The sequence below is a fragment of the Lentzea sp. genome (assembly GCF_036380075.1).
GTDB lineage: Bacteria > Actinomycetota > Actinomycetes > Mycobacteriales > Pseudonocardiaceae > Lentzea.
In genome coordinates this window covers 17416-37938 of record NZ_DASVFL010000214.1, presented here as the reverse complement: position 1 = coordinate 37938, position 20523 = coordinate 17416, and the positions used below count along the sequence as shown (strand labels likewise).

20 protein-coding genes are annotated in these 20523 nt (G+C 71.2%); 10 read left to right on the top strand and 10 right to left on the bottom strand.

Annotated features, from left to right (window positions below):
• Positions 1-263: 263 nt before the first annotated feature.
• Positions 264-890 carry a response regulator transcription factor gene (locus VF330_RS23775; protein ID WP_330853873.1) on the bottom strand — a complete coding sequence of 209 codons (627 nt, stop codon included), beginning with the start codon at positions 888-890 and terminating at the stop codon, positions 264-266.
• The gene (locus tag VF330_RS23770) at positions 887-2017 is read right to left on the bottom strand and encodes a sensor histidine kinase (protein WP_330853872.1); all 1131 of its coding nucleotides are present in this window, start codon (positions 2015-2017) and stop codon (positions 887-889) included. The genes VF330_RS23775 and VF330_RS23770 overlap by 4 nt, the downstream gene beginning before the upstream one ends.
• A 109-nt stretch (positions 2018-2126) precedes the next feature.
• On the opposite strand from VF330_RS23770, the gene VF330_RS23765 reads away from it, so the two are divergent.
• From VF330_RS23765 to VF330_RS23755, 3 genes are all read left to right on the top strand, one after another.
• The gene (locus VF330_RS23765; protein WP_330853871.1) at positions 2127-2801 is read left to right on the top strand and encodes an ABC transporter ATP-binding protein; all 675 of its coding nucleotides are present in this window, start codon (positions 2127-2129) and stop codon (positions 2799-2801) included.
• Positions 2798-4957, top strand: coding sequence for an FtsX-like permease family protein (locus VF330_RS23760; RefSeq protein ID WP_330853870.1), 2160 nt, complete (start codon positions 2798-2800; stop codon positions 4955-4957). Before VF330_RS23765 ends, VF330_RS23760 begins: the two co-directional genes overlap by 4 nt.
• 77 nt (positions 4958-5034) lie before the next feature.
• Entirely contained in the window at positions 5035-5562 is a 528-nt protein-coding gene (locus VF330_RS23755; protein ID WP_330853869.1) for a VanZ family protein, read from the top strand.
• Here VF330_RS23755 and VF330_RS23750 read toward each other — a convergent pair.
• Positions 5559-6095: an SMI1/KNR4 family protein gene (locus VF330_RS23750; RefSeq protein WP_330853868.1), complete on the bottom strand. Its 537-nt coding sequence runs from the start codon at positions 6093-6095 to the stop codon at positions 5559-5561. The genes VF330_RS23755 and VF330_RS23750 overlap by 4 nt on opposite strands.
• Positions 6096-6187: 92 nt before the next feature.
• Between VF330_RS23750 and VF330_RS23745 the strand changes: the two genes are divergently transcribed.
• Together VF330_RS23745 and VF330_RS23740 are read left to right on the top strand one after the other, a co-directional pair.
• Complete coding sequence (locus VF330_RS23745) at positions 6188-6514, top strand: type VII secretion target (RefSeq protein ID WP_330853867.1); 327 nt, start codon at positions 6188-6190, stop codon at positions 6512-6514.
• A complete protein-coding gene (locus VF330_RS23740; RefSeq protein WP_330853866.1) occupies positions 6511-7698 on the top strand; it encodes a C40 family peptidase in 1188 nt (395 codons plus the stop codon). The genes VF330_RS23745 and VF330_RS23740 overlap by 4 nt, the downstream gene beginning before the upstream one ends.
• On the opposite strand, the gene VF330_RS23735 is transcribed toward VF330_RS23740, so the two are convergent.
• A complete protein-coding gene (locus VF330_RS23735; RefSeq protein ID WP_330853865.1) occupies positions 7680-8108 on the bottom strand; it encodes a limonene-1,2-epoxide hydrolase family protein in 429 nt (142 codons plus the stop codon). The two genes, VF330_RS23740 and VF330_RS23735, sit on opposite strands and share 19 nt — an antisense overlap.
• A gap of 73 nt (positions 8109-8181) precedes the next feature.
• Between VF330_RS23735 and VF330_RS23730 the strand changes: the two genes are divergently transcribed.
• The 3 genes from VF330_RS23730 to VF330_RS23720 are packed head-to-tail and all read left to right on the top strand — an operon-like array spanning position 8182 to position 10241.
• On the top strand, positions 8182-8535 hold the full coding sequence (locus VF330_RS23730) for a hypothetical protein (protein WP_330853864.1): 354 nt from the start codon (positions 8182-8184) through the stop codon (positions 8533-8535).
• Positions 8532-8969 carry a YbaB/EbfC family nucleoid-associated protein gene (locus VF330_RS23725; RefSeq protein WP_330853863.1) on the top strand — a complete coding sequence of 146 codons (438 nt, stop codon included), beginning with the start codon at positions 8532-8534 and terminating at the stop codon, positions 8967-8969. Before VF330_RS23730 ends, VF330_RS23725 begins: the two co-directional genes overlap by 4 nt.
• A gap of 54 nt (positions 8970-9023) precedes the next feature.
• On the top strand, positions 9024-10241 hold the full coding sequence (locus VF330_RS23720; protein ID WP_330853862.1) for a primosomal protein: 1218 nt from the start codon (positions 9024-9026) through the stop codon (positions 10239-10241).
• Between the two features lie 57 nt (positions 10242-10298).
• Here VF330_RS23720 and VF330_RS23715 read toward each other — a convergent pair whose 3' ends face one another.
• Entirely contained in the window at positions 10299-11393 is a 1095-nt protein-coding gene (locus VF330_RS23715) for an adenosine deaminase (RefSeq protein WP_330853861.1), read from the bottom strand.
• A 359-nt stretch (positions 11394-11752) separates the two neighbouring features.
• On the opposite strand from VF330_RS23715, the gene VF330_RS23710 reads away from it, so the two are divergent.
• Both VF330_RS23710 and VF330_RS23705 read left to right on the top strand, forming a co-directional pair.
• Positions 11753-13129: a hypothetical protein gene (locus VF330_RS23710; protein ID WP_330853860.1), complete on the top strand. Its 1377-nt coding sequence runs from the start codon at positions 11753-11755 to the stop codon at positions 13127-13129.
• Positions 13130-13420: 291 nt separating this feature from the next.
• The gene (locus VF330_RS23705; RefSeq protein ID WP_330853859.1) at positions 13421-14893 is read left to right on the top strand and encodes a serine/threonine-protein kinase; all 1473 of its coding nucleotides are present in this window, start codon (positions 13421-13423) and stop codon (positions 14891-14893) included.
• Here the strand turns inward: VF330_RS23705 and VF330_RS23700 are convergent.
• Genes VF330_RS23700 through VF330_RS23680 form a run of 5 tightly spaced genes read right to left on the bottom strand, consistent with a single transcriptional unit; the run spans position 14890 to position 20446 of the window.
• On the bottom strand, positions 14890-16164 hold the full coding sequence (locus VF330_RS23700) for a thymidine phosphorylase (protein ID WP_330853858.1): 1275 nt from the start codon (positions 16162-16164) through the stop codon (positions 14890-14892). The genes VF330_RS23705 and VF330_RS23700 overlap by 4 nt on opposite strands.
• Entirely contained in the window at positions 16161-16550 is a 390-nt protein-coding gene (locus tag VF330_RS23695; protein WP_330853857.1) for a cytidine deaminase, read from the bottom strand. Before VF330_RS23695 ends, VF330_RS23700 begins: the two co-directional genes overlap by 4 nt.
• Positions 16543-17793 carry an ABC transporter permease gene (locus tag VF330_RS23690; protein WP_414675437.1) on the bottom strand — a complete coding sequence of 417 codons (1251 nt, stop codon included), beginning with the start codon at positions 17791-17793 and terminating at the stop codon, positions 16543-16545. The genes VF330_RS23695 and VF330_RS23690 overlap by 8 nt, the downstream gene beginning before the upstream one ends.
• A complete protein-coding gene (locus VF330_RS23685) occupies positions 17793-18866 on the bottom strand; it encodes an ABC transporter permease (RefSeq protein ID WP_330853855.1) in 1074 nt (357 codons plus the stop codon). The genes VF330_RS23690 and VF330_RS23685 overlap by 1 nt, the downstream gene beginning before the upstream one ends.
• Positions 18866-20446 carry an ABC transporter ATP-binding protein gene (locus VF330_RS23680; protein ID WP_330853854.1) on the bottom strand — a complete coding sequence of 527 codons (1581 nt, stop codon included), beginning with the start codon at positions 20444-20446 and terminating at the stop codon, positions 18866-18868. Before VF330_RS23680 ends, VF330_RS23685 begins: the two co-directional genes overlap by 1 nt.
• Between the last annotated feature and the right edge of the window lie 77 nt (positions 20447-20523).

Sequence of the window (20523 nt, the reverse complement as noted above, 5' to 3'; positions counted from 1 at the left end):
CAGGTCAGGGGTGTCAAACCGCCACGCTTTTCGGCGGTTTGACACCCCTGACCTGGTGTGGCTCGCTCTGCCCGGTTCGGGACGGGACCCCCCACCCGAACCGCACCACCTACGCAACGCACAGCCGCCCAACGAAACAGGCGTGCCATCAACCCGCCCACGGCGCTGGCCGGTCTTTGATCAGCTGGCGGGGTCCGGGGCGGAGCCCCGAGCAGTAAACAGAAACCCGCCCACAATCGCACGCACAAACTCGATCTCGAACGTCACGAGTTCACCAACCCGGCCCGCCAAGCCCAAGAAGCGATCCCAACCCGGTTCCGAACGTTCAACTTCGTCTGCACAGACGCGATGTGCGTCTTCACAGTCGACAACGACAGGAACAACGCCGAAGCGATCTCCTGGTTGGTGAGCCCCCGAGCGACCTCCCGCACCACGTCCTGCTCCCGAGCCGTCAGCAACCCGAGATCAGGCCGCCGCGCCGGGCGCGAGAAGTGCTCCAGCATCCGCACGGTCACCTGCGGCGAGATCAGCGCGTTGCCCTGCGCCGCCGCCCGCACGGCCTCGACGAGCAGCGCCGGACCGGCGTCCTTCGTCAGGAACCCGGACGCGCCGTTCTCCAGCGCCGTGTGCACGTACTCGTCGAGGTCGAACGTGGTCACCACGACGACCTTGGTGGAGCCGGACAGCTTCTTGGTGACCTCCAGCCCGTCGAGGCCCGGCATGCGGATGTCGAGCAGGGCCACGTCCGGCTTGAGCTCGCGGGCGGCGGAGACGGCGGAGATGCCGTCCGCCACGTCGGCCACGACGGTGATGTCGGGCTGCTTCTCGAGGATCATCCGGAAGCCGACGCGGACCATCTCCTGGTCGTCGGCGATGAGGACCGAGATCACTTCTTCCCTTCCAGGGGTAGCTCGGCGAGCACCTGCCAGCCGTTCTCGCGCGGGCCCGCGGAGAACAGGCCACCGAGCAGGTCGACCCGCTCGCGCATTCCCACGAGACCGTAGCCGCCCTGGTTCAGCTCGCCGGGCCGGCCGTCGTCCGCGACGACCACCCGCAGCGCGCCGCGGCCGGTCCGCGAGATCTCCACGTCGATCATGGTGGGACCCTGCGCGTGTTTGTGCACGTTGGTCAGCGACTCCTGGACCAGGCGCAACACCGAGCGGCCGAGCTCCGGCGGCACGTCGTCGGGCAGGTCGATGCGCAGCCGGGTCTCGATGCCGAGCTCGCGGGTGCGTTCGACGGCGGAGATGACGTCGGCGGCGAGGTCGGTCGTGGCGACGTCGTGCTCGCCCTGGCGCAGGGTGCCGACGAGGCGCCGCATCGCGCCGAGCGCCTCGGTGCCCGAGCGGACGATGCCCGGCAGCAGTCGGTGGGCGGCCTGCGGGTCGTCGTCGGAGACCTCCAGCGCGGCCTGCGCCTGCACGAGCATGCCCGTCACGTGGTGGGCGACGACGTCGTGCAGCTCGCGGGCCAGCGCGATGCGTTCTTCCTTCTGCGCGTCGGTGACGGCGGCGGCGAGCAGGCGGCCGCTCTCGGTGTCGCGGGCGCGGAAGTACAGGCCGGTGCCGACGGCGGCGAAACCCAGGACCAGCGCGCCGAACATCTCGTTGTAGTTGCCGTTGAACAGCCAGTTGTCCCGGACGATCGCGGCGAAGAAGCTCACCGCCATCAGCGAGCCGACCGACCACGTGGCCGCGCGCCGCGTCTCCTCCCGCACCACCACGGCCGTGATGACGAGGCACGCGGCGGTCTCCGCGATCGTCAGCGGGCTCAGGATGGTGGGCAGGTCGACGTCGAAGAACCGCATCGCGACCGACGACGCCAGCACCGACGCCACGGCCACCGGGACGACGAAGTCGCGCGACTTGAACGACGTGACGGCGACGATGCACAACGGCACGCCGAGCAGCCACACGAGCGCCTCGCCGCCGCGCGGCCCGTTCATCAAGATGAGCTCGCCCAGCATGAGCAGCGCGAGCACACCGGCGATCGGCCATTGGCCCCGATGACTGTCCACGGGGGACAACGGTAGGACCCCGCCACCTCTCCGGCCTCGGTCATCCGGCTGATCCGGTGTGTCGTCAAGGCTGAGGTTTTCGCCGCCCGCGCACGGCACCTTCAGTGTCATGAATTCCGTTCTGGCCGCTCGTGGCCTGGTCAAGACCTACGGCGACGTGCACGCGCTCGCCGGGGTGGACATCGACATCTCCGCCGGTGACGTGCTGGCGGTCGTGGGGCCCTCGGGCTCCGGCAAGACGACCCTGCTGCACGTGCTGTCCGGCATCCTGCGCGCCGACGGCGGCGAGGTGTTCCTCGACGGGCGCGCGATCGGCGAGCTGAACGAGACGGGCCGCAGCGCGTTGCGGCGCACGGCGTTCGGGTTCGTCTTCCAGTCGGGCATGCTCGTGGCCGAGCTGACGGCCGAGGAGAACGCGGCGCTGCCGATGCTGCTGGGCGGCGGTGCGCGCGAGGAGTCGCTCGGCGCGGCGCGGTCGTGGCTCGCCCGCCTCGGCCTGCAGGGTCTGGAGAAGCGGCGGCCCGGCGAGCTGTCCGGCGGCCAGGCGCAACGGGTCGCGATCGCGCGGGCCCTCGCGCACAAGCCGCGGGTCGTCTTCGCCGACGAACCGACCGGCGCCCTCGACACGCGCACCGGCCAGGAGATGATGACCGCGCTCCTGCAGGCCGCCGAGGAGACCGGGGCGGCCGTCGTGATCGTCACGCACGACAAGGCGATCGCGGACCGGGCGCTGCGCGTCGTCGAGATCCAGGACGGGCGCATCGCGGCAGGGGTGTCGGCGTGAGGATCGCTCTCGCGGTGCTGCGCAGGGACCGGCGCAGCCAGGTCGCGACCGTGCTCGTCGCGCTCGGCGTGATGATCGCCGTGTCGCTGGTGCTCTGGCTCGTCGCCGCGCCGAACGCGTTGCAGGCGCGGTCCGACCGCACGGTGTGGCGCGAGGTGTTCGGTGCCAAGAGCGACGGCGCGATCTCCGTCGCGGTGACCAGGGACTCGTACGACGGCCGGTTGATCCAGCGGTTCGACGTGGCGCGCACCCGGCCGGGCGCCGTGGCGGTGGCCGACGGCATCGCGAAGTTCCCCGAGGCGGGCGAGGTGCTGCTGTCCCCCGCCCTCGCGGACCTGGTGCGGACGACCCCGCCGGAGAAGCTCGGGAACCGGTTCCCCGGCAGGCAGGTCGCCGAGATCGGGCCGCAGGCGCTGAAGTTCCCGGGAGAGCTGGTCGCGATCGTCGGCCACGAGGAGGTGCGCGCCGGCTACCCCGCGCCGGACCTGCGGGGCGGCACCGGGCCGTACCCCGACGACTACCGGAGCATGCTCACCCTGCTCACCCGCGTCGGGCTGGTGGTGCTGGTCGTGCCCTGCCTGGTGCTGGTCGCGTCGGCGGCCCGGCTGACCGCGGCGAAACGGGAGCGGCGCCTCGCCGCGCTGCGGCTGGCCGGCGCCAGTCCGCGCCAGGTCGTGGTGATGACCGCCGTGGAGACCGCGATCGGCGCGGTGGTGGGCAGCGTGCTAGGCGTGCTGCTGGCCAAGCCGTTCAGCTATGTCACCGCCACGATCCCGTGGGAGGGCGGGACGTGGTTCCCCGGTGACTTCGTGCCCACGCCCGCGGTCGTGGCGGCGGTGGCCCTGCTCGCGCCGGTGCTGGTCGTCGGCGCCGCGATCCTGGGGCTGCGGCGCGTGGTGAACCAGCCGCTCGCGGCCGAGCAGAGGCGGACCGTCCGGCCGTGGCGGCTGCTGGCGATCGGCGGTGCGATCGGCGTGTTCTTCCTGGGGGTGACGTACGCGCAGCAGGCCCGCGGCGACAACCAGTTCACGGTGGTGCTGCTCGGGCTGGGTGCGGTGGCGCTCGCGCTGGTGCTGGCGGGACCCGTGGTGACGGCGTGGGTCGGCAGGTTCTTCGTCGGGCGGTGGCGCGGGCCGTCGACGCTGCTGGCCGGACGACGGCTCGCCGGCGACCCGGTGGCGGCGTTCCGCGGCTCGGCGGGCGTGGTGATCGCGGTCTTCACCGGTTCGATGGCGCTGACCATGCTGCCGGGCCTGGAGAGCCAGGTGCCGTTCCGCGACCCGACCTGGCGCGAGAACGCGGTCGTGGCGGAGGACGTGAAGCACGACGTCACCGGGTTGCGGCTGGCGACCTCGGCGCCCATCGTCACGATGCTCGACGGCACGGTCGGGGACGACGTGCGCGGCATGGCCGTCGTCGTCGGGCGCTGCGAGGACGTGGCGACGGTGCTGCCCGGTCTGGCCTGCCGGCCGGGACCCGCCGTGTACACCGCAGAGCCCCTGCAGGGCACCAAGTTCGAGTCCGCGCAGACCCAGACCTCGCTCCCCGCCAGGTACGAGACGCGGCCCTTCGCGGGCAGCGGCCGGGTGAGCGCGGTCATCGACCGGGAGCTGCTGCCCGCCGTCGCCGGCGAGGTGTCGCTGGTCGCGGTGCCGACGACGGCGGAGAACCGCGAGGCCGTGCACACCGCCCTGGTCGGCGGCCTGCCCGGCGCGCGGCTCGCGAACAGCGACGAGCTGTACGGCGACACGCTGATGGCCGACCTGGAACGGGCCACCGTCATCGGTCTCTCGATAGCGGCGGTGCTCGGCGGAATCGGCGCGGCGGTGGCCGCGGCGGGTTCGGTGATCGACCGCAGGCGCACTTTCGGCGCATTGATCGCGGCCGGAACACCGATTCGCGTTCTGGGGCGCGCATTGCGCCGCGAAGTGATGCTCCCGGTGGCCGCCGTCACACTCGCGGCATGCGGCGCGGGAATTGTCGTGGGCGTCGGACTGCTCACCGTGGCGCGCGGAGTGGTGGGCCACGGCGAAATGCCGGTCACGCCGTGGGTGCTGGCACCGGTGGGCGTCGGAGTCGTGGTCGCGCTGGTAGCGGCCCTGGCGTGCGGCCCGGTACTACGCGGCATCAGCCCGCGGGATTACGCGGCGGAGTAGTACTCGGCCGGAAGTACGAGGACGGGACTGGCCCTCAGCGCGATGTGCGCCGGGGGCCGGTTTTTTACGTTGTATGCATGACGAATGCACAGCTCGTGAGCATCCAGTGGGGCATTTTCCTCTCGGTGGTCTTCCTGCTCCCGCAGTTGGTGTTCCGTCAGCTGACATTCCGCGGTGCGACCATCACCGTCTACGCGAGTATGCTTTTCGCGGCGACGTTCCTGCCGGTGCAGACGATCCCGCCGCACCAGCCCGTGCAGCTCGTCCCGTTCCAGTGGGTCGCCGACACCTTCCGCGACGGCCGGATCGCGTTCGACCAGATGACGTTGAACGTGCTGCTGTTCGTGCCGCTCGGGGCGATGCTGCTGTTCTGGGGCCGCCGCACGATCGGCCAGGCAGCGCTCGCCGGGTACGCCCTCTCGCTGCTCGTCGAGGGCTCGCAGCTGTTGTGGGCCAACCGGATCTTCGACGTGGACGACCTGATGACGAACACCACCGGCACCGCCCTCGGGTGGCTGGGCGCCCTCGCGGTGGTGAAGGTCCACACCCGCGTGACGGCCGTGCCCCAGGAGCAGCCTCAGCGTTCGCTCGCGGGCGTCAGCTAGCTCGTGCGCCAGTGCAGCTCGTCCGCCGAGTTGACCTCGGGGAAGCAGTGCCCCACCGACCCGCGGTTCTCCAGGGCCGTCGCCACCTGGTCGAACATCTCCGCGAGCGAGGTGTACTCGGGCTTCACCATCTCGTTGCGCTCCTGGTCCCACTCGACCACGCAGCCGCGCAGCACACCGGGCCGCAGGTCCACGGCCAGGACGTCGCCCGTGCCGTCGAACGCGATCGGCAGCCACTCCGGGTGGTACCAGCTCGTCGGCGCGCCGGCCTCGGAGGCGTCGGCGGCCCTGCTCGTGCGGCTGTCCCTCATCACGAACGCGCGGTCGGCGCCCAGCGGCGTGTAGAACGGCGGCAGGATCTCGGCGTACAGGCCCTTCTCGGTACCGCCGTAGACGCTCCACCACAGTTGCAGGTCGATCGGAACCCGAAGCTCCGGCAGCGCGTCGTACCTCGGACGCAGCACGGCACGGGTGGCGGGAGCGTGCTCCGCCAGCCAGGCCAGGATCCGGTTCCAGTGCTCGATCACACCCACGGACCCATGATCTTGGCGGAACGACGGGCGAGGTACCGCTCATCGGGGCAGGATCAAGGCGAACAGGCCACGACTGGGGGAAGAACTTTCAGATGGCGGAACAGGGTCTCAGAGCCGACCTCGACGCCTTGACCGGCTACGCGTCGGCGGTGAGCGGTCTGGCGAGCGAGGTGGGCACGGTCGGCACCGGGACGTTGGACGGCACCACGTCGCTGCCCGGCGACTGCTTCGGCAAGATCGGCGGCGAGGTCGGCCTCAACGCCGCCTTCCAGGCCGCCGCGCAGGCGCAGCTCGACGCGCTGAAGGCCGCGGCCACCGGGCTCTCCGGGCTCGGCACGGCCGTCACCAAGGCGCGGGACGCCTACGTCGCCCAGGAGGACGCGCACAAGGCGTCGATCGACAAGGCGGCGCGGACATGAGCGTCGAGGGCATGCTCGGCCAGTTCCTGGCCCCCATGAAGGAGAACCTCGCGAAGCTCGACGGCGACACCGGTGGCGCCACGCGGGCCGCCGAGGCGTTCGGGCGCGCGCAGACCGCGATGACCGACCTGGCCACGCGGCACGGTTCGGCCTCGACCGCCGTGCTGAACACGTGGTCGGGCGACAAGGCGAACGCCTTCACCGGCCGCGTCTCCTCCTTCGCCTCGGCCGCGAACACCTTGTCCGCCAACGCTTCCACCATCAAGACGGTGGCGTCGTCCGGCGTGACGGCGGTGACGGGCGGGCGCACGGCGATCCAGGGCCTCATCGACGAGTTCGTCGCGAAGGCGACGCCGAAGCTCGAGGCCGCCGTCGCCGCGTCGAAGCTCTCCGGCTCCGGCGTCGTGCTGGACGCGATGGCCGAGCTCGCCGGGATGGCCTCCGGGTACCAGAGCAAGACCTCCGCCGAGCTGCAGAAGGTGCGCGACCAGCTGACCCAGCTCGTCGGCCGGCTCACCGGCCTGCAGACCCCCGACAAGGGCGCGCTGGAGAAGCTCGGCGAACCGCTCGGCGGCGACGAGGGCTCCACCATGACCGCGAGCGCCACCGACGTCCCGGCCACCAGGCACGACCCCGGCCCGGGATCCGGTTCCGGCTCGGGATCCGGTGGCGGGTCAGGCGGCGGGGGCGGGGGCGGTGGTTCCGGCGGCGGTGGTGGCGGTGGAGGCGGAGGTGGTGGCGGCGGATCGGGTCCCCATCTCCCCGTCGCGATCCCGCCGCAGCCCGGCGACGGCGTCGGCGTGAACCTGCCCGACGGCAGCAGTTCCGAGGCACCGAACGAGATCGCCGCGATGGCCGTGCGCAACGCGCTGTCGGCACTGGGCACCCCGTACGTGTGGGGCGGCGCGAACCCGCCCCAGGGCACCGACTGCTCCGGCCTCACGCAGTGGGCCTACGCGGGCGCCGGCTTCGACATCCCGCGCCCGGCGTCGTCGCAGGCGATGGGTGCGTCGGTGCCGCCGGGCCAGGTGCTGCCCGGCGACCTCGTCGTGTGGGACGGCCACGTGGCCATGATCATCGGCAACGGCCAGATGGTCGAGGCCGGCGACCCGGTGCAGGTGCAGCCGATCCGGACGTCGAACTCCGGGATGTCGTTCTACGGCTTCTACCGGCCGACGGGCTGACCGAGCCTGCGGGCGGTCGTCAAGGCCGCCCGGCCCAGGCCCTTCAGGCACGCGAACAGGAAGGTGGCGTTGTCGTAGTAGTCACGCCACAGCACGACCTTCCCGTCGCGCACCACGAAGGTGCCGCAGACCCAGAACTCGGCGCGCCACGCCCCGCGGCCGATCACGTCGGTCCGCTCGGTGAGCACGACGTCGCCGTTGACGGCGATGTTGTGGACGCGCACCTCGACCTCGTGGACGACCTTGTGCATGGCGTGCAGCTGCTTGGCCACCGAGGCGCGCCCCCTGGCGGGCGGCAGCGGCACGTTCTGCCACACGACGTCGTCGGCCATGTGCCGCACGACCTCGCCGGGATCGCAGCTCTCGGTGGCACGCAGCAACGCCAGGACGACTTCGCGGGGATCGGTCATGACCCCGACACTAACGACCAGCCCGCCGGGAACACCGGAATGCGGCACACTGTCCGGACCAGGGGGTGGCCAGGTGGACGACGACGTCGAGCGCGCCGCGCGCAGGGTGCGCGAGGTCGAGCAGGCCGTGGCGGAGCACGCCGCGCGCAGCGGTCCGGTCACGGGGCGGGCGTCCTCACCGGACGGCGCCGTGACGGTCGTCGCGACGCCCGGCGGTCCGCCGCAGGAGATCACCGTGAGCCCCGCGTCGTTGCGGATGGGCCCGCACGGCCTCGCCGCCGAGATCATGCGCGTCGCCGCGCAGGCCCAGCGCGACGCCGGCGCCCGCCTGCACCGGACGCTGGAACGCGTCGTCGACCCGCGCGAGCTGACCGCGATGGGCTTCGCGGACGTCCGCGACGAGGACGAGCAGGGGTGGCGGCCGTGAACGAGGAACGCCTGCAGGCCGTCGAGCAGCTCCAGCGCGAGCTCAAGGCCATCACCGCCACCGTCGAGCACCCCAACGGCCGGTGCATGGTCACGGCGTCGTCGAAGGGCGAGATCAGGGCCCTGCACCTGCACCCCGCGTTGCTCACCCAGGGTGCCCGGGTCGTCGGGCAGGTCGTCACCGAGACCGTCCGGCTCGCGACGAACGCGGCGCTGCAGACGAGCTTCAACAGGATGGCGCTGGCCCTCGGCGACGGGATGGCGATCGACGTCGAGTCGATCACCGGCGACTCGCCGTTCCGGTCGACGTGGAACCCGGTCGTGCCGCCCAAAGCCCCTGCTGAGCAGGGGACGCCCGAGCGCGGGCGGCGGGAGCCCCGACCGGCGGACGCCGACGACGACGCTTTCTTCGAGAACCCCTTGTGGCTGCGGTGATCAGCACCGTTACCCTCGTCCACGGCATCAGGCAGGCGTGACCGGGAGGTCAGGATGGCGCAGGACATCGTCCCCATCGAGCTGGGGCTGACGCAGGGTGACGTCGTCACGCTGTGGGCACCTCGCTGGCGCGAGAAGGGCGAGGAGTGGGAGGCGTTCCTCGGTGACGAGGAGGACCTGTTCGTCTTCCCCGACGCCGCGCACCTCGCCGCGTTCGTGCGCACCGCCGAGGAGCACGACCTGACCGACCACCCCGCGTGGCCGCTCGTGCCGTCGCTGGGCGTCGCCGACCTGTCGCCCGACGACAACCACCAGTTCGACCTCGTCGGCGTGCCCGAGCTCATCGCCGAGGACCCGGACACCTGGACGATCGGCGAGCTCGCCGACGTCATCGCGATCGTGCGCTCCCTCGCGGACGTGTGCGAGCTCGAGAAGGTGCACGAGGTGCTCGACGCGGCCGAGGGCTTCTCGCTGCTGCCGCAGGGCACGCTGCCGTTCAGCGGCCGTGACGGCGCGAAGCTGTGGGACGCGATGTCCGAGGTCGTCTCCGAGAAGTGGGACGAGGTGCTCGACGCGATCGACAGCGTCGTGAACACCCCGGACGTGCCGGAGAAGGAGCTCTCCGTCGCGCAGGAGGAGCTCGCCGCGCTGGAGGCGGAGACCGCCGCCGCGGCCGAGGTCGAGGACCCGGCTGACGAGGACGCCGAGGAGAAGGCCGCTCCGACGGGCTTCTGGGCCGACGCCGGCATCGACCCCATCAAGATCATCACCTCGGCCGGCGAGTTCTACACGCTGCGCTGCTACCTCGGCGACGACCCGGTGTTCCTGGGCCGCCGCGGCAAGATCGAGGCCTTCACCTCGGCCCGCGCGCTGAGCCGGTTCGTGGCCGAGAACGACGACCACGACCTGGCCGAGGTCGAGACGTGGAACGACGTCAAGGTCAAGGCCACCGCGGGCGAGCTCGACGTCGACGTGGACGACGAGAACGTCTACGTGCTGACCGGCATCGCCGAGGACATGGAGGAGGGCCCCGACTCCCTCGACCCGCACCAGCTCGACCTCGCCGTCGAGCTGTTCGAGGACGCGGCGGAGTGGGCAGGCGACGAGTCCGTGAAGGACGCGCTGGCGTCGTCGGAGTCGCTGGGCTGGCTCGTGTCGTTCGTGGTCTCGCCCGACCCGACGCGTCTCGCACCGTCCGCGCCGTACGACGCCGAGGTGGCCTCGTTCCGCGAGCTGCAGGCGAAGTTCGAGGACCGGCTCAACTCCAACTGACCGCTGTCGACGCGGAGGGCCGCTCACCCCGGGGTGAGCGGCCCTTCGCCGTTCAGGTCAGTTCTGCGCCGTCAGCGCCGCGTACCCCGGCTTGACCAGCTCGTTGATGATCGCGAGCCGCTCGTCGAACCCGAGGAACGCCGACTTCATCGCGTTGATCGTGAACCACTGCAGGTCGGCCCAGCCGTACCCGAACGTCTCGGCCAGCGCGGCGAACTCGCTGGAGAGCGAGCAGTCGCTCATCAGCCGGTTGTCGGTGTTGACCGTGACGCGGAACCGCAGCTTCGCGAGCAGGCCGATCGGGTGGTCCGCGAGGGTGGGCGCGGCACCGGTCTGGAGGTTCGACGTCGGGCACATCTCCAGCGGGATGCGGCGGTCGCGCACGTACGCGGCCAGGCGGCCCAGCTGGACCGTGCCATCGCCGGACACCTTGATGTCGTCGACGATCCGCACGCCGTGGCCGAGGCGTTCGGCGCCGCAGTGCTGGATGGCCTCCCAGATCGACGGGAGGCCGAACGCCTCACCGGCGTGGATGGTGAAGTGCGCGTTCTGCCGGCGCAGGTACTCGAACGTGTCGAGGCCCCTGGTGGGAGGGAACCCGGCCTCGGGGCCCGCGATGTCGAAGCCGACGACGCCCAGGTCGCGGTAGCGGACGGCGAGCTCGGCGATGCGCAGCCAGCCCTCGTTCTGGCGCATCGCGCACAGCAGCGTGCCGACGCGGATCTTGCGGCCGGTCTCGGCGACCCGTGCGGAACCGAGGCGGAAGCCCTCCTGGACGGCCTCGACGACCTGTTCCAGCGCGAGGCCCTTCTCGGTGTTCAGCTCGGGGGCGTAGCGGATCTCGGCGTAGACGACGCCGTCCGCGGCCAGGTCCTCCACGGCCTCGGCGGCGACGCGGACGAGCGAGGCCTCGTCCTGCATGACACCGCACGTGTGGGCGAAGCCCTCGAGGTAGCGCACGAGCGAGCCGGAGTTGGCGTTGTCGCGGAACCAGCCGCCGAGGACGCCCGCGTCGGTGGTGGGCAGGCCCTGGTAGCCGGTGGCGTCGGCGAGTTCGATCACCGTCTGCGGGCGGAGGCCACCGTCGAGGTGGTCGTGCAGCAGCACCTTCGGCGCGCTGCGGATGGTCTCCAAGGTAAGCGGCGTGCTCATCGCTACACGTTACTCCAGACGACACGCCGCTTCAGCGTCGACCGAAACGATCATGACCACGGTATGATCATTTGCTGCATCAACGTCGTTGCAGATCCGTGATCAGCAACTTTCTGCAACCACCAGACGGGTTGAGTCACCCCAAGGTAGGAACATCATCGGCTGCTGCCGCGCGCTTCCGACCGGCGCTTCGGCGTTCAGAGTAACGGGATGACCCGATCGGGTCAGTTGCCCGTCCGCGCACCGCCGATTCTTCTCGGGGGTGGTACAGAGGCGCCGCGTGACGCGGATAGGCTCCCGTGGTCTCCCCCTCCCCTGGACGAAGGCACTCAGCCGTGACAGAGAACAACAACTCCACGATGTCCTTCGATCGGATGCGCAACATGCTCACGCGCGCCGCGGAGATCCGTGAGAGCGAGCAGCAGCAGATCTTCGACGCGCTGGACGAGATCCACGCCCGGATGTCACCTCTGGAGTCGCTGGGTTCGGTTCGCAAGCGCCTGTCGGAGCTGCCGGACCGCACTGAGGTCAGCGTTCTCGCTGAGCGCCTCGACGAGGCCCTCGCCAAGCTGGAGGCACAGGACAACGCCGTCGCCGGCATCGGCCGCGCGGTCGACGCACTGGTCGACAAGCTCGCCAAGCCGTTCGCGCAGCTCGACGGCCGTCTCGACGGTGTCGCCGGCCGCTTCGAGGGTGTCGCGGGCCGCATGGACGGCCTGGAGGACAAGCTCGCCTCCATCCACAAGCGCATCGACGACCTCGACGGCCACCTGGACAAGCAGGACGGCAAGGTCGACTCGATCCCCGGCGCCGTCACCAACCCGCTGCGCGAGCGCATCGAGGCCCTCGAAGCCGCGCTGCGCGGCCGTCTCGACGAGGTGGACGAGGGCGTGCACGAGCACCTCGACGGCACCCGCGAGGCCCTGCAGAAGATCCTCGCCGACTCGTTCTCCGGCATCCACGGCCGCGCCGACGAGCAGCGCGACGCCCTCGCCGCCGCCCGCGCCGAGCTGGCCGCCGCCGTCGCCGAGAGCCGCGCCGAGCTCGTGTCGGCCGTCAACGACCGCCACAACCAGCTGGCGTCGTCGCTGACGGAGACCCGCGACTCGCTGGCCGGTGCCGTGGCGGACAGCCGCGGATCGCTCGAGGGCACGCTGGCCGAGACCCGCGACTCGCTCGCGTCGTCGCTGAGCGAGACCCGCGCCGAGCTGGCGTCCGCCGTCGCCGACACCCGCGACGTCGTCAACGGCAAGCTGGACGAGGCCCGCACCGCCCTGTACGCGGCGATCGAGCAGTCCCGCGACCAGGTCGACTCCGCCGACCGCCTCGAGTCCCTGGCCCGCCGCCTGGAGCTCGTCACCTCGCAGCTCGACACCATGACCAACCGCCTGGACAAGGTCGAGGACGGCTTCGCCGCCCGGATCTCCGAGCTCGGCGGCACCGTCGACGCGACCCTCACGAAGGTCGCCGAGACCGTGGGCGCCCGCCCGGACACCGACTCGCTGCAGTCCCTGGTCCGCAAGTCGAACCAGGAGTCGGAACTGCGCATCGGCGGCCAGCTGGACGAGGCCATGGCCACCTTCGCCGAGCTCATCCTCGGCGGCGGTTCGCCCACGCCTCCCCCGCCGCCCACCGCCCTGCCCCGCCCGCAGCGCCGCACGCGCAAGAACGGCGGCCCGAAGCCGGCCGGCGGCAAGGACATGGACGACGACGACCTGGCGGCCGAGGGCGCCTGACCGCCCACGCCCGACCGGTTGAGAACGGCCCCGGAGCTTCGGCTCCGGGGCCGTTCTCGTGCGCGCCCCAGCGAAATGAGACAGACCTCCGCACTCGTCACCACCTCGGGACGTACGGCTCCGACCGGTTCCGAAAAGCGGTGTCCCACCTCGGCAAACGCCTCTCCCGATGGCGTCACGGCCGGTCACCCCGTGAACCGGAGACGTCCCCCGGACGTGACCATGAGGAGAGCGCTCACACCACCGTCGGTAGGCTCGCCGGAGACTGGGGGCGTCCAGGAGGGATTGTCCGTGCAGCAACAGCAGCGAGTCGTCGCCAACCGCTACACACTGCTCGCCGAGCTCGGCCGCGGTGCGATGGGCGTCGTGTGGCGTGCCCAGGACCAGCTGCTCGGCCGGCCGGTGGCCCTCAAGGAGCTGCACCCGCCGCAGGGCATCAACCCCGGCGAGTTCGCCGTGCTGGAGGAGCGCATGCTCCGGGAGGCGCGCACCGCGGGGCGGCTCAACCACCCGGCCGTGGTGACGGTGCACGACGTCATCCGCGAGGACGGGCGCATCTACCTCGCCATGGAGCTGGTCGACGCGGCCGACCTCGCCACCGTCGTGCAGCGGCACGGGCCGCGCGACTCCACCTGGATGGCCGGGGTCGCGCTCCAGGTACTCGGAGCGCTCGACACGGCGCACGCCGCCGGGATCGTGCACCGGGACGTCAAGCCCAGCAACATCATGGTGCGGCCCGACGGCGCGGTGAAGCTCACCGACTTCGGCATCGCGCAGGCCACGGACGACCCCCGCCTCACCACCAACGGCGGCATCGTCGGCTCGCCCGCCTACATGTCCCCGGACCGGCTGCACGGCTGGGAGGCCTCGCCGGCGTCGGACCTGTGGGCCCTCGGCGTCACGATCGCGCACGCGGTGGAGGGCATCAGCCCGTTCGAGCGCACGTCCACGGCGTCCACGCTGCACGCCGTGATGAACGAGCCGCCGGTGCTGCGCCGGGCCTCGCCCGCGCTGGCCCAGGTGATCCACGGCCTGCTGACCGTCGACCCGGCGCGGCGGATGACCGCGGCCCAGGCCCGGCAGCTGCTGGTCGCGATCGTGCAGGGCACCGCGTCGCCGGTGACGACCCAGCAGCTGGCTCCCAAGAAGAAGAACACCGCCGTCAAGGTCGTCGCCATCGCGGCGGGCGCGGTGCTGCTCGCGGGCGCGGCGTTCGGCGCCTACGTGGCGTTCAAGCCCAAGGACAGCAGCACCAACGCGCAGAACCCCGGCACCAGCTCCACGCCGAACGGGGAGAGCTCCTCGGAGTGGACCGACGCCGCGTCGCTGCCGGTCGGCGCGCCGCTGCCGTCCCGGCGCATCGCCACGTTCGGCCGCGGCGGTGACGTGCCCGAGTGGAACCTCTCCGGCACGCAGTGCGGCAAGGACTTCCTCACCCAGGGCTCGGGTGTGCGGGCGAACGTGCCGTGCGACGGCCCGCACGGCATCCAGCTCTTCTCGGCCGCGACCCCGTTGTGGGACAAGCCGAAGGACACCGCCTACCCCGGCGTGGACTGGCTCACCGACTTCACCAAGAACTACTGCACCGAGCAGTTCAAGGTCATCGAGCCGAAGGCCAAGGACACGCTCGGCTTCACCGGTCTGATCCCCACCCAGAAGGAGTGGGAGGCCTGGAGCGACGCTTCCGCTCCAGGCCGTCAGGAGATCCTCTGCGTGCTGTGGAAGGCGGACCGCTCTCCACTGGCGGGCTCGCTGGTCGGCTAGCCCCGCACGGTGTCGATCACCAGGGGTGAACGCTCCGGCGCGGAGTCGGTGACCGAGTAGGTGCCTTCCAGCGCCTGCAGGGCACCGGCGACAGCGTCCGGGGTGTCGGTGTGGAGCTCCAGCAGCGGCTGCCCGGCCTCCACCACGTCACCCGGCTTCGCGAGGCACAGCACACCGGCCCCGGCCTGCACCGGGTCCTCCTTACGCGCCCGGCCGGCACCGAGCCGCCACGCCGCGACACCCACGCCGTAGGCGTCCAAAGTGGACAGCACGCCGGAAGCCGGCGCCTCGACGACGTGGCGGTGTGCGGCCACCGGCAGCGGCGCCTCGGGGTCGCCGCCCTGGGCCCGGATCATCCGCGCCCACACCTCGTAGGCCTCACCCGACGCCAGCACGGCGGCCGGATCGGCGGAGATCCCGGCCAGCGACAGCATCTCCGACGCCAGCGCGACCGTCAGCTCGACCACGTCGGCGGGTCCACCGCCGCGCAGCACGTCGACGGACTCCGCGACCTCGACGGCGTTGCCGACGGCCCGGCCCAGCGGCACCGACATGTCGGTCAGCAGGGCCGAGATCCGCACCCCGTGCTCGACACCGATGGCCACCAGCGCCTCGGCGAGAGCACGCGCGGAAGGCAGGTCCTTCATGAACGCGCCGGACCCGACCTTCACGTCGAGCACCAGCGACTCGGCGCCCTCCGCGATCTTCTTCGACATGATCGAGGACGCGATCAGCGGGATCGCCTCGACCGTGCCGGTGACGTCGCGCAGTGCGTAGAGCTTGCGGTCGGCGGGAGCAAGTCCTTCGGTGGCGGCGCAGACGACGGCACCGACGTCGGACAGCTGCGTGAGGATCTCCGAAGTGGACAGTGCGGCCCGCCACCCCGGAACCGACTCCAGCTTGTCCAGCGTCCCGCCGGTGTGGCCGAGCCCGCGTCCCGACAGCTGCGGCACCGCGGCGCCGCAGGCGGCGACGAGCGGTGCCAGCGGCAACGTGATCTTGTCGCCGACCCCGCCGGTCGAGTGCTTGTCCACGGTCGGGCGGTCGACGTGCAACGACAACCGCTCGCCCGACGAGATCATCGCCTGCGTCCAGCGGGCGGTCTCCGCGGCGGACATGCCGTTGAAGAAGATCGCCATGGCCAGCGCGGACATCTGCTCGTCCGCGACCGCGCCGCGCGTGTAGGCGTCGATCACCCAGTCGATCTGGGCGTCCGACAACGTCTGCCCGTCGCGCTTGGCGCGGATGACGTCGACAGCGGAGAAGCTCATGGCAGGTCCTCCGGTCCGAACGCGTCCGGCAGCACCGACGACATCGGCAGGACGCCGGACGGCGTGTCCACCAGGCAGTCCCGGCCGCCGAGCTCGTAGAGCACCTGGCGGCAGCGCCCGCACGGCATCAGCAGCTCACCGGCACCGGACCGGCACGCCACCGCGACGAACCGGCCGCCGCCCGTGAGCTGCAGCTGGCCGGCCATCGTGCACTCCGCGCACAGCCCGACGCCGTAGGAGGCGTTCTCGACGTTGCACCCGGTGACGATGCGGCCGTCGTCGCACAGCGCCGCGGATCCGACCTGAAGCCCCGAGTACGGGCAGTGGGCGAGCGACGCCGCCTCCACCGCCCGTGCCCGGAGCAGGTCCCAGTCGACCTCAGCCACGGCGGTAGACCAGACCGTCGGCGGCGGGCATCCGCAACCGCTGCGACGCCACGGCCAGGACCGCCAGCGTCACCATGTGCGGGGTGTAGGAGACGAACTCGCCGGGGATCTCGTCGAGGCTGATGTACAGCAGGTACATCAGCACGGCCACGACGATCGCCGCCGCCGCGGAGAACCACTTCCGGCGGAAGAGCTGCCACACCACGATCACGCCGAGCAGGATCACCACGCCGTAGACCAGGCCCAGCACCGTCTCGCCGCCCGAGCGCAGCTGCAGGCCGTCGGCGTAGCCGAACAGCGCCGCGCCACCGAGCAGGCCGCCGGGCCGCCAGTTGCCGAAGATCATCGCCGCGAGGCCGATGTACCCGCGGCCGCCGGTCTGGCCCTCCAGGTAGGACAGCTGTCCGGGGTTGAGCACCAGCGCGGCACCACCCAGGCCGGCGAGACCACCGGAGACGATCACGGCGACGTACTTGTGGAAGTACACCTTCACGCCCAGCGAGTCCGCGGCGTGCGGGTTCTCGCCGACCGAGCGCAGGCGCAGGCCGAAGCGGGTGCGCCAGAGCAGGTAGTACGACAGCGGCACGAGCAGGATCGTCAGCATCGTCAGCGGCGAGACGCCGGTGACGAGACCGCGCAGGATGCCCGCGACGTCGGAGATGATGACGCGCTGCCCCGCCTCCAGCTCACCGAGCCAGTCCGCGAAGCCCGCCGCCGAGTACGTCTCGAACGGCGCGACCGGCGGCGACTGCCGCGGGTTGTTCGACAGCGGCAGGAACACCAGCGTCGACAGGTACTTCGTCAGACCGGCGCCGAGCAGGTTGATCGCCACACCGGAGACGATGTGGTTGACGCCGAACGTGACCGTGGCGATCGCGTGCAGCAGACCGCCGAGCGCGCCGAACACGATCGACGCGACGAGCGCCGCCCACGGGCCCCACTGGTAGCCGGCCCACGCCGCGCCCCAGGTGCCCATGATCATCATGCCTTCGAGGCCGATGTTGACCACGCCCGCGCGTTCCGCCCACAGACCGCCGAGACCCGCGAGCAGGATCGGCAGCGCGAGCCGCACCGCCGTCTGCGTCGTGCCGGACGACGTGAGCTGCGGGAACCCCGTGAGGTACGAGGTCGTCGACAGCAACAGGACCGCGCCGGCGACACCGATCATCCCGACGGCCCAGCCCGGCACCTTGCGCTTGCGCGGCGCCGCCGGGACGTGGGGCTTCTCCTCCAGCGTCGAGATCACGCGGCACCTCCAACGGTTCCGAGCTCACGGCCGACGCGGCGCTGCTCGGAGGCGAGCTCGAAGCGGCGCACCACCTCGTACGCGACGACGACCGACAGGACGATCGAGCCCTGCATGATGGTGACGATCTCCCTGGGCACGCCGACGTTGTCGAGCGCCAGGCCCGACTTGTCGAGGAACGCCCACAGCAGCGCGCCGAACGCGATGCCGCCGGGGTGGTTGCGGCCGAGCAACGCGATCGCGATGCCCGAGAAGCCGATGCCCGCGGTGAAGTTCAGGCTGAACGTGTGGTCGCGGCCGAGCAGCTCCGGCAGCGAGATCAGGCCCGCGATGGCGCCCGAGAGCAGCATCGAGACCAGCACCATCTTCTTGGCGTTGACACCGCCGGCGGACGCGGCCGTGGACGACTCGCCCGAGGCGCGCAGCTCGAAGCCGAACCGGGTCTTGTTCATCATGACCCAGTAGCCGACGCCCAGTGCGACGGCCACGAAGATGAAGCCGAACATCGTGCCGCCGCCACCGAACGAGATGCCGGGCATCCAGCCGGACTCCGGGATCTCGGCGGTGCGGATGTTGTTGCCCCGCAGCTCACCGAAGACGTCCCGGCGGATCAGGTAGGCGGACAGGCCGATCGCCAGGCCGTTCATCATGATCGTCGAGATGACCTCGTTGACGCCGCGCGTCACCTTGAGCAGCGCGGGGATCGCGGCCCAGGCGGCACCGGCGAGCGCCGCGACGACGATAATCACCAGCGTGTGGATGCCGGTGGGCAGCGCGATCGAGCCGCCGACCACGGCCGCCACGACGGCCGCGACGCGGTACTGGCCCTCGACACCGATGTTGAACAGGTTCATCTGGAACCCGATCGCCACCGCGAGCGCCGCGATGTAGTAGATGCCCGTCGAGTTGACGATGTCGACGAGCGTCGTGCCCTTGCCGACCTGCGTCACCATCGCGCCGAACGCGCTCAGCGGGTTCGCGCCGGAGATGACGAGCGCCACGCCGCACAGCAGCAGGGAGAAGACGATCGCCAACGCGGGCGGCAGGAGTTTGCCGCGCAGGTGTCCCATCAGTGCTCGCCTTCCTCGACCGCGGCGGTCTCGTGCACCGCGGCACTCGTGCTCCCGGCACCGGTCATCGCGCTGCCGAGGTCCTCGGGCGTGACGGTGTTCGGGTCGGCGTCGGCCACCAGGCGGCCGCGCAGCATGACCTTGATCGTGTCCGACAGGCCGATCAGCTCGTCCAGGTCGGCGGAGATCAGCAGGACGGCGAGACCGGCGGCGCGGGCGCGCTTGATCTCGTCCCAGATCAACGCCTGCGCGCCGACGTCGACACCGCGGGTGGGGTGCGACGCGATCAGCAGGACGGGGTCGCCGGACAGTTCGCGGCCGACGACGAGCTTCTGCTGGTTGCCACCGGACAGCGCCGCCGCCGGGACGTCGATGCCGGGCGTGCGGACGTCGAAGTCCGCGACGATCCGCTCGGTGTCCTGCTTCGCGCCGTCGGTGTCGAGCCACATGCCCTTGGCGGTCGGCTTGCGGGTCTGGTAGCCGAGGATCCGGTTGTACCAGAGGGGTTGCGTGAGCAGCAGGCCGTGGCGGTGGCGGTCCTCCGGCACGTAGCCGATGCCCGCCTCGCGCCGGGCGAGCGTGCCCAGCTTCGTGAGGTCGGAGTCCAGCAACGTGATCGTGCCGCTGCCGGCCTTGCGCATGCCCATGACCGTCTCGACGAGCTCGGTCTGGCCGTTGCCCTCGACACCGGCGATGCCGACGACCTCGCCGGAGCGGACCACCAGGTCGACGTCGTCGAGGATCGGGCGCGAGCCGTCGGGCGTCATGAGCTTGAGTCCCTTGACGTCCAGCACCACCTTGTCGGTGACGGTCGACTCGCGCGTCTCCGGGCTGGGCAGCTCGCTGCCGACCATCATCTCGGCGAGCTGCCGCGACGACACGGTCTTCGGGTCCGCGCTGCCCACGGTCGTACCGCGGCGGATCACCGTGACGGAGTCCGCGATCGCGCGGACCTCGTCGAGCTTGTGCGAGATGAACAGGAACGTGTAGCCCTGCTCCTGCATGCCGCGGACGGTGTCGAAGAGCTCGTTGACCTCCTGCGGCACGAGCACGGCGGTCGGCTCGTCCAGGATGATCACCTTGGCGCCGCGGTAGAGCACCTTGAGGATCTCGACGCGCTGCCGGTCCGCGACACCGAGCTGCTCGACGAGCACGCCGGGGTCGACGTTGAGCCCGGTGCGGCCGGAGAGCTCGATGATGCGCTTGCGGGCCTTCTGGCCGATGCCGTGGATCGCCTCCGCGCCCAGGACGACGTTCTCCTGGACGGTGAGGTTGTCGGCGAGCATGAAGTGCTGGTGCACCATGCCGATGCCGGCCTTGATGGCGTCGGACGGCGTGCGGAAGCGGACCTGCTCGCCGTTCACCTCGATGGTGCCCTCGTCCGGCGCCTGCATGCCGTAGAGGATCTTCATCAGGGTGGACTTGCCCGCGCCGTTCTCACCGCAGAGCGCGTGCACCTCGCCGCGGCGGACGGTCAGGTGGACGTCGCTGTTGGCGACCACACCGGGGAATCGCTTGGTGATGCCTGTGAGCACCACCGCGGGGTGTTCGTCCGTCCGTGCGGACGTGGAACTGCTCATCGTCGAGTTGCTCCTCCTACCACGCACCAGGCCCTGTGAGGGCTAATTCCTCACAGGGCCCGGTTGCAGCGGTCACG

Excerpts from the sequence above, each read along its gene's own strand:
- VF330_RS23765 (WP_330853871.1), top strand. The coding sequence starts at position 2,127 with ATGAATTCCGTTCTGGCCGCTCGTGGCCTGGTCAAGACCTACGGCGAC.
- VF330_RS23755 (WP_330853869.1), top strand. The coding sequence starts at position 5,035 with ATGACGAATGCACAGCTCGTGAGCATCCAGTGGGGCATTTTCCTCTCG.
- VF330_RS23745 (WP_330853867.1), top strand. The coding sequence starts at position 6,188 with ATGGCGGAACAGGGTCTCAGAGCCGACCTCGACGCCTTGACCGGCTAC.
- VF330_RS23740 (WP_330853866.1), top strand. The coding sequence starts at position 6,511 with ATGAGCGTCGAGGGCATGCTCGGCCAGTTCCTGGCCCCCATGAAGGAG.
- VF330_RS23735 (WP_330853865.1), bottom strand. The coding sequence starts at position 8,108 with ATGACCGATCCCCGCGAAGTCGTCCTGGCGTTGCTGCGTGCCACCGAG.
- VF330_RS23720 (WP_330853862.1), top strand. The coding sequence starts at position 9,024 with ATGGCGCAGGACATCGTCCCCATCGAGCTGGGGCTGACGCAGGGTGAC.
- VF330_RS23715 (WP_330853861.1), bottom strand. The coding sequence starts at position 11,393 with ATGAGCACGCCGCTTACCTTGGAGACCATCCGCAGCGCGCCGAAGGTG.
- VF330_RS23710 (WP_330853860.1), top strand. The coding sequence starts at position 11,753 with ATGTCCTTCGATCGGATGCGCAACATGCTCACGCGCGCCGCGGAGATC.
- VF330_RS23700 (WP_330853858.1), bottom strand. The coding sequence starts at position 16,164 with ATGAGCTTCTCCGCTGTCGACGTCATCCGCGCCAAGCGCGACGGGCAG.
- VF330_RS23685 (WP_330853855.1), bottom strand. The coding sequence starts at position 18,866 with ATGGGACACCTGCGCGGCAAACTCCTGCCGCCCGCGTTGGCGATCGTC.
- VF330_RS23680 (WP_330853854.1), bottom strand. The coding sequence starts at position 20,446 with ATGAGCAGTTCCACGTCCGCACGGACGGACGAACACCCCGCGGTGGTG.